This window comes from Pollutimonas bauzanensis (assembly GCF_040393045.1).
Taxonomy (GTDB): domain Bacteria; phylum Pseudomonadota; class Gammaproteobacteria; order Burkholderiales; family Burkholderiaceae_B; genus Pollutimonas; species Pollutimonas bauzanensis_A.
In genome coordinates this window covers 1-7556 of the sequence record NZ_JBEBUX010000171.1, presented here as the reverse complement: position 1 = coordinate 7556, position 7556 = coordinate 1, and the positions used below count along the sequence as shown (strand labels likewise).

The 7556-nt window shown below is 54.9% G+C and carries 8 protein-coding genes; all 8 read left to right on the top strand.

The window, feature by feature from the left end:
• Positions 1 to 239: 239 nt before the first annotated feature.
• Positions 240 to 983 carry a GntR family transcriptional regulator gene (locus ABWO67_RS18285; protein ID WP_353154427.1) on the top strand — a complete coding sequence of 248 codons (744 nt, stop codon included), beginning with the start codon at positions 240 to 242 and terminating at the stop codon, positions 981 to 983.
• On the top strand, positions 973 to 1287 hold the full coding sequence (locus ABWO67_RS18280; RefSeq protein WP_353154424.1) for an NIPSNAP family protein: 315 nt from the start codon (positions 973 to 975) through the stop codon (positions 1285 to 1287). The genes ABWO67_RS18285 and ABWO67_RS18280 overlap by 11 nt, the downstream gene beginning before the upstream one ends.
• 30 nt (positions 1288 to 1317) lie before the next feature.
• Positions 1318 to 2121, top strand: a complete 804-nt coding sequence (locus ABWO67_RS18275) for an SDR family NAD(P)-dependent oxidoreductase (RefSeq protein ID WP_353154421.1) — start codon at positions 1318 to 1320, stop codon at positions 2119 to 2121.
• Between the two features lie 39 nt (positions 2122 to 2160).
• The gene (locus ABWO67_RS18270; RefSeq protein ID WP_353154418.1) at positions 2161 to 3132 is read left to right on the top strand and encodes a Bug family tripartite tricarboxylate transporter substrate binding protein; all 972 of its coding nucleotides are present in this window, start codon (positions 2161 to 2163) and stop codon (positions 3130 to 3132) included.
• A gap of 54 nt (positions 3133 to 3186) precedes the next feature.
• A complete protein-coding gene (locus ABWO67_RS18265) occupies positions 3187 to 4158 on the top strand; it encodes a Bug family tripartite tricarboxylate transporter substrate binding protein (protein WP_353154415.1) in 972 nt (323 codons plus the stop codon).
• Positions 4159 to 4172: 14 nt separating this feature from the next.
• Positions 4173 to 4958, top strand: a complete 786-nt coding sequence (locus ABWO67_RS18260; RefSeq protein ID WP_353154430.1) for an SDR family NAD(P)-dependent oxidoreductase — start codon at positions 4173 to 4175, stop codon at positions 4956 to 4958.
• Positions 4958 to 6574: a class I adenylate-forming enzyme family protein gene (locus ABWO67_RS18255; protein ID WP_353154413.1), complete on the top strand. Its 1617-nt coding sequence runs from the start codon at positions 4958 to 4960 to the stop codon at positions 6572 to 6574. Before ABWO67_RS18260 ends, ABWO67_RS18255 begins: the two co-directional genes overlap by 1 nt.
• Before the next feature lie 70 nt (positions 6575 to 6644).
• Positions 6645 to 7430: an enoyl-CoA hydratase/isomerase family protein gene (locus ABWO67_RS18250; RefSeq protein ID WP_353154410.1), complete on the top strand. Its 786-nt coding sequence runs from the start codon at positions 6645 to 6647 to the stop codon at positions 7428 to 7430.
• The last annotated feature ends 126 nt before the right edge of the window (positions 7431 to 7556 follow it).

Below are 7556 nucleotides of genomic sequence, written 5' to 3'. Positions count from 1 at the left end.
TTCGTCTCCTAGCATATACCCACTTTTATTCGCTTGGCTATCAGTCGCCTGTCTGGTAGCCCGTGAAGTGCTGCAGCATTAAGCAAGACTTCTTTGCGCATTAGAGCGATGGATTGAATTCAATTTATTTTGCTCTGGCGTTTTTTTAAGGGTAACCACCTATTATAAGAGCGGTTATTTTGCCGCATCATGCGTCTTTCTGTTTGTATTGAATTCAATCAACCGAACCGATGGCGCCTATGTCTACTACCGCTTCATCTTTCACACTCGGTCAGACGGTTGCCAGTCGCTTGCGCAATGCAATTCTGGCCGGGCACTATCAACCAGGCAGCCGGCTTACGGAGCTAGGGCTTGCCGATGACATGCAGACGTCAAGAACGCCTGTTATCGCCGCCTTGAAAGCGTTGACCGAGCAAGGGCTGGTTCGTTACGCCAGCAACCGTGGATACTGGGTGCGTGAGTTCTCCATCGAAGAAATACTGGAGGCCTACGATATCCGCGCCACGCTGGAAGGAATGGCGTGTCGCCTTGCGGCAGAGCGTGGACTCTCTGGGGCCGTTAGCCAGTTGCTCGAAGATTGCATACAAATCGGCGATCGCGTTGTGTCTGGAGAACGGCTGGTTGAGGAGGACCACGACGCGTACCGGCAAATGAATGTGGCATTCCATAACACCATTCTGCACGCCTCCGAAAATAAGCAGTTAGGCGAGTTTGTCCGACGGGCCAACGAGATTCCGCTGGCCTCTGATCGCATCGTCATGTGGACATCGCTCGATATTGTGCGTCGCTCCCACGATGCTCATGTGCGGGTGTTGGACGCCATCGCCAAGGGCCAGGGCACACGTGCCGAGATGCTTATGCGCGAACACGTATATGAGGCGGGTCAAGTATTGAAAATGTATTGGCCAGAAATTTTGGCCAAAGCCAAGAGCCACGACTTAACCGAAACCACCCTATCCGAGGACCCGCGCAATGATTTATGAAGAGCGTAGCTACATGTTTCAGCCGGCGCATTTCCAACCCTTTTTGGCTCTTTTTGAGAAAGAAGGCCTGGATATTATGACTTCCCACCTTGGCGGTCTGGTCGGATATTTCACGACTGAGATCGGACAACTCAATACCGCTGTTCACATATGGGCGTATAGCAACTTTGAGGATCGTCTTGCGCGGCGCGAAGCGATGTGGAAAGACCCAAGATGGATCACCTATTCGGAAAAGGTCGTGCCCTGGATAGTGACCATGGAATCACGACTGCTTCGCCCGACGCGATTTTCGCCCTTGCAGTAACGGCTAACGACAACAGATAGAAGGAACATCATGCAAGACATAGCAAGCTTTAGTGGCAAGACTGCGCTCGTTACGGGGGGCGCGAGCGGTATAGGCAGGGCGTGCGTTGAACTCTTGCGTGCGCGTGGGGCGACTGTCATTGTTGCTGACGTGAATTACGAACAGGCTATACAGGTTGCGATGCAGTCCGAACTTGCGTGGCAGGCCGATGTGGCAAGCATAGAGCAGATCGAAGGACTTGCTGACTCATTGCAACGAAACAGCTTGCAAGTTGACCTGCTTGTTAATTGCGCGGGGATTGTGCAGTCGCCGCTATCGCCGCATCAGCTCGATCATCACCGATATCGAGAGGTATTGAGCATTGATCTTGACGGTACATACAACTGTTGCACAGTCTTTGGTAGCGCTATGGCGCGTCGAGGGTTTGGGGCTATCGTCAATATCGCTTCTGTGGCCGGTATGCGATCTATGCCGCTGTACGCTTATTCGCCGGCGAAGGCGGCCGTCATAAGCCTGACCGAGTGCCTGGCGGCAGAGTGGGGACGATCTGGCGTTCGGGTAAATGCCGTTTCACCTGGTTATACCGTCACGGCCGCGTTGCAAGGCCAAATTGATCAGGGGCTGCGTGACCCCGAGAAACTAAAAGAAAACAGCGCCCTCGGGATGCTGATCAAACCGGAGGATATTGCAAGAGCTATTGGCTTCTTGCTGTCTGACGAAGCGTCCATGATCACAGGCATAAATCTTCCAGTAGATGCGGGCTGGTTGGTGTCGGGATCATGGTCGACTTTTGGGGGCGTCCGGCCCCGCTACGAATCGGATGCTGCCCAATAGATTGGTGTAGTACGACAAAAATAAATTCAGGAGACAAAAATGAAAAACTATCGAAAGCTGTTGGCCAGTGCGCTTATGTGCGCGCTGCCTGTCCTGGTTCATGCCGCGGAGTATCCCGATAGAAGCATTTCGTGGGTTGTGCCCTATGCAGCAGGCGGAGGTACCGATGTGGTGGCGCGGACACTGGCCAATGAAATGAGCAAATCTTTGGGTCAATCAATCGTCATTGAAAACAAGCCGGGGGCAAATACGGCAATTGGGGCGAGCCAGGTTGCAAGAGCGCAGAACGATGGGTACACGGTAGGCAGCGCGGATAACGCCACTTTGGCGTTAAACCAGCACTTGTTTCCCAAGCTCACTTATTTACCCGAATCTGACTTCGCGTTTGTGGGTGGGCTAGCGCGGTTTCCTTATGTGCTGGTGGTCAATCCAGGCTTGCCGGTCAATAGCATTAGCGATCTTCTGACACTGGCAAAGGAAAAACCAGGAGCGATATCGTATGGTTCGCCCGGAATGGGGGGGCCGAATCATGTTGCGATGGAGCTGTTGCAGCAGCGTACAGGTACCGAATTCCTTCATGTTGCATACCGTGGCGCGGCGCCTGTCATGCAGGACTTGATTGCGGGCCAGATTCAGTTCGCTTTGATCGATACGGCGTCAAGTATTCAATACATACAGTCCAAGCGGGTTCGCCCAATTGCTGTATCAACAGAGAAAAGGCTGACCAGTCTGCCCGACGTACCTACCTTTACGGAGGCGGGTGTCGCGGACTTTATCGCATTCTCGTGGCAAGGGATGATTGTGCCCAAAAACACGCCGGCGCCTGTCATTGAAAAATTGAATTCAGCGCTGAATACAGCCCTGTCCAGCGAAAAAGTTCACGAGGCGTTGACGGCAATGGGTGTTGAGCGCGCGCCTACGACTGCCGCGGAATTCCGCCAATTTGTCGCAGACCAGGACAAGCTTTGGGGCAATGTCATTCGCGAGGCCAAGATCTCTCTTGATAAGTAAGCGCAGCATTGGGGTCGACGCGCTCGGCCTTCCCACCCGTTATAAGAGGCAACCATGAAACTGTTCAGAAAGGCGCTCGCCGCGCTCGCTTTGATTTCCATCTCGGCAGCGGTATTGGCCGAGTATCCCGACCGGTCCGTGCGGTGGATCGTGCCATTCCCTGCCGGAGGTGGCACGGACGTCGTGTCCCGTCTTCTCGCCCAGCCGATGGGCGGTGCCCTTGGACAGACATTCGTCGTTGATAACAGGCCTGGCGCGGGGACCATGATTGGTGCAGAAGCGGTCGCCAATGCGAAATCAGATGGCTATACCATTGGCACGCTCGACGTATCGACGGTAGCGTTGAATCCTAGCCTCTACGACCAAGTTCGCTACAACCCCGCTACTGATTTCGAGTACATCGGCGGCACAGCCCGATTTCCATTTGTACTCGTTGTCAATCTTTCAGTACCCGTAAACGACTTGCAAGAACTCATCGATCTAGCCAAGAAGATGCCCGGCAAGCTTACGTACGCGACACCAGGGTTGGGTGGTCCGAACCATCTAGGTATGGAGTTGTTTCAGCAGAAAGCCGGCGTCAAGTTGCTTCATGTGCCTTATCGCGGCGATGCGCCAGCATTGCAAGACCTGATAGGCGGACAGATTGATATGTACCTCGTCAACACTGCTGCCAGCTTGCCTTACATTAGTTCCGGCAAGGTCAAGGCCATTGCGATCGCGATGAAAATGCGTAGTGATGCGTTGCCCGATGTTCCCACGTTCTCGGAGGCGGGCGTGCCGGAATTTGAGGCATATGCATGGCAAGGACTGGCTGCGCCGGCAGGAACACCCAAGCCGATCGTTGCTCAGCTCAGCAGGGAGCTCCGGTCTGCGTTGGCAGATGACGGCATCAAGCAAAGGTTGGCCGATATGGGCGTAGAACCCTTTTCCCTCTCGCCTGATGAATTCACTGCCCACGTGCAGGCGCAGGGCAAGCTCTGGGGTGAAATTATACGTAAAGCCGGCATCCGCCTTAGTAATAATTGAACGGAATCACCGTGATGTATGCAGATCTGGAAGGGAAGGTTGTACTGATCACGGGCGGCGCGAGTGGCCTGGGACTAGCGGCTGCACGAGCATTCGCTGATGAACGGGCGAGCATTGTGATCGTCGACCTTCAGGCGGACAAGGCCAAGGCGTGTGCCCAGGAGCTTGGTGAAGGTCATGAGGGGATCGGCGCGGATATTGCCAGCGAGGCGGATGTCGCCGGCGCCGTGGCGGCGGCGATGACGAAGTACGGCAAAATTGATGTGGTTATCAACAGCGCAGGCATCCCCGACACGTTCAGACCCACCGTGGAGCAGGATGTCGCCGACTTTCGGCGACTGATCGACATTCACCTTACGGGCACCTATATGGTGAGCAAAGCGGCGGCTGTGCATATGCTCGCACAAGGCAGCGGCGCCATTATCAACCTGAGTTCGGTGGCCGGGGTTCTGGGTCTTGCTCCTCGTAATGCCTATAGCGCAGCCAAAGCTGGTATCAGCATGATGACACGCACGATGGGGTGTGAGTGGGCTCGTTCTGGTGTGCGTGTCAACGCCGTGGCGCCCGGTTATATGTTGACGCCATTCTTTCAGAAGCTGATGGACGAGGGCAAGCTGGATGGAAATAAAATCCTTAGGCGCACCCCTGCGGGTCGATTCGGCAGCGCACGCAATATTGCCGATGCGATGTTGTTTCTGGCCTCGAGGCAGGCTGAGTTCATTACAGGAGTGACTCTGCCAGTAGATGGGGGATATATGGCCTGGGGCTCTTCGGACGACGCTTGTCCGGAGTCTTTGTGATGTCGACGATAAGGTCGCATGCGATGCATGACTTGAATCGATATAACGAATTGCACGGTTTGACTGTGCCTGGCTTGCTGTATCGGCGCGCTTCGCAAATGCCCTCATCCCTTGCAATTTCAGCCCACAGTCATCGGGGGCTTCGGGACAGGCTTACGTACGCGCAACTTGTCGTGCGTATGGACGCCGTGGCGCGTGGTCTCTTGGTGCGCGGGCTGCAAAAAGGCGACCGAGTCGCCCTGTATCTGTCCAACGACGCCGTGCGGGAAGGGGTGCTTACCGCGTTGGGTTGCTACAGATTGGGTGCGATCGTCGTACCGCTGAATCCGCGCAGCGGCGAAGAAGAGCTCCAGCATGCGCTGGCTCTGCTTGAGCCTGCATTCATTGTTTGTATCGCTGATTCGATGACACGGCTTCGCGCACTTTACCCTGCAGCGAGGTTGCTTGTATTAAACGACGCGCCCTATGCCCCCGACAGCTGGCCGGAGCCAGAAACCGAGGTCCATGATCTTCCATTGCCTGTGCTTCCTGAACCCGAAGATGCCAGCGTCATGCTGTTTACGTCGGGTACCACTGCCACGCCCAAGGCTGTCATTCATTGCCATCGCAGCCAGCTGTTTTGCGGCTACGCCATTAGCGGCGCTATGGGGCTGACCAACGATGATGTCTATCAAGGCGCCTGGCCAATTTATACGAGTTCAGTGCTTAACATGGCCTGCATGGCGGCCTGGGTGGCTGGAGCCGCAGTGGTGCTAGAGGAAGCCTCGCTCGACAATGGAGGCAGGCTCAGGTTGATCCAGAGAGAGGCATGCACGGTCTACCATGGTGTGACGTCGCCGCTGCATTTTATGATTGACGAGTATCCGAAGGGTAACTACGACTTGTCGCAAGTCCGGCGTATTGGTTATGGCGGCGCCGCGATGCCTGCGGAAGTCATCGAAAAGTATCGGACACGCTTGCCTTGGGCTGATCAAGTGCACATTTGGGGAATGACTGAAACCGGTCCGGCCGGAACGTATTTGCCGCCTTGGTATTTACCTCGTAAAGCTGGCTGCATTGGCATGCCGCAGCCGGGCTGTGCTGTGCAAATCATCAGCGAAGCGGGCGACCCCTTGGGAATAGATGAGCCGGGTGAAATTGCCTTCGCCGGCCTTTCCATGGCGTTAGGTTATTTTCGAAACGATGCAGCGACCCAGGAAACTTTCGTAGATGGCTGGGTGCGTACCGGAGACATTGGAAAACTGGATCGCGAAGGTCATTTGCACTTCCTGGATCGCAAGAAAGACATCATCAACCGAGGCGGCCTGAAGATTGCATCGGCAACTGTGGAAGACGTTATCTACAGATACCCCGGAGTGCTCGAAGCGGCAGTCATTGCCATACCGCATCCAGGGCTGGGCGAAGACATTGCTGCTTGTGTCGTGACCATGCCCGAGGCCCACCTGGATGTTCAGGGATTGCGCGAGCACTGCGCACGCTATCTTGCTGATTACCAGGTACCCCGACAGTGGCACATGCTTGAAAGTTTGCCTAAAAGCCCGATGGGAAAGATTTTAAAAAGGGATCTGCGTGAACTTGTAAGCAAACTGGAGCCCGAACGCGGCCCGTCCGTTTAACGCAGTTGGCCATGCGATAAGGCCGTCCATTTATTTTCTTAGTTTCTTCAACTCCTAACTTGGTAGAAAAATGTCTGAATCCGCATTGAAGCTGGAAGTTATTGACCAGGTCGCCTGGCTTACCATCAACCGCCCGCAGGCTCTGAACGCCGTCAACGGCGAACTGCACACCTCGCTCTCACGCGTATTTATCGACCTTGGCGAGCGCCGGGACATCAAGGCCATCGTTCTGACAGGTGCAGGAAAGGCATTCTGCGCAGGCGGCGATATTGAATGGATGCGAGATGCCGTCAGAAACCCAGAGCAATTTGAAATCGTCACATGGGAAGCCAAGCGTATCGTCTATGCCATGCTGGATTGCGAAATTCCTATCGTCGGCCGCATCAATGGAGACGCCGTAGGTCTGGGCGCAACACTTGCACTATTGTGCGATATCACCGTCATGAACGACACTGCGCGTATCGGCGATCCCCACGTTAAAGTCGGCCTGAATGCCGCAGATGGTGGTGGGTTCTTATGGCCGCAGATGATAGGGTATGGCCGCGCCAGAGAGTTATTGTTGACCGGCGACCTGCTATCGGCCAAAGAGGCTGTTCAACTCGGGGCGATAGGGCATGCCTTGCCCGAAAACGAGATCGATGCGAAAGTCGATACGATCGTCGGCAAGCTTCGCCACGGGGCAACCAAAGCCATTCGTTGGACAAAGGCGGGCTACACCATTCCCTTACGTCAATTGGCGCATGGTCACATGGATGCGGGCACTGCGTACGAATGCTTGACGAATTTGACGACGGATCACGCTGAGGCTATAGAAGCGTTTGCCGCCAAGCGCAAGCCAACGTTTACGGGGCAGTAGCAACACGAGTAACGGTAGCGGCGGCATGAGCGACGCAATCAAGATCCCGGATCAAGCAGATTCAGATATTTGTTTACCCACGCCAGCCGTTCCACAGGATCGTTAATCGCCAAAAGACGTTGTTTT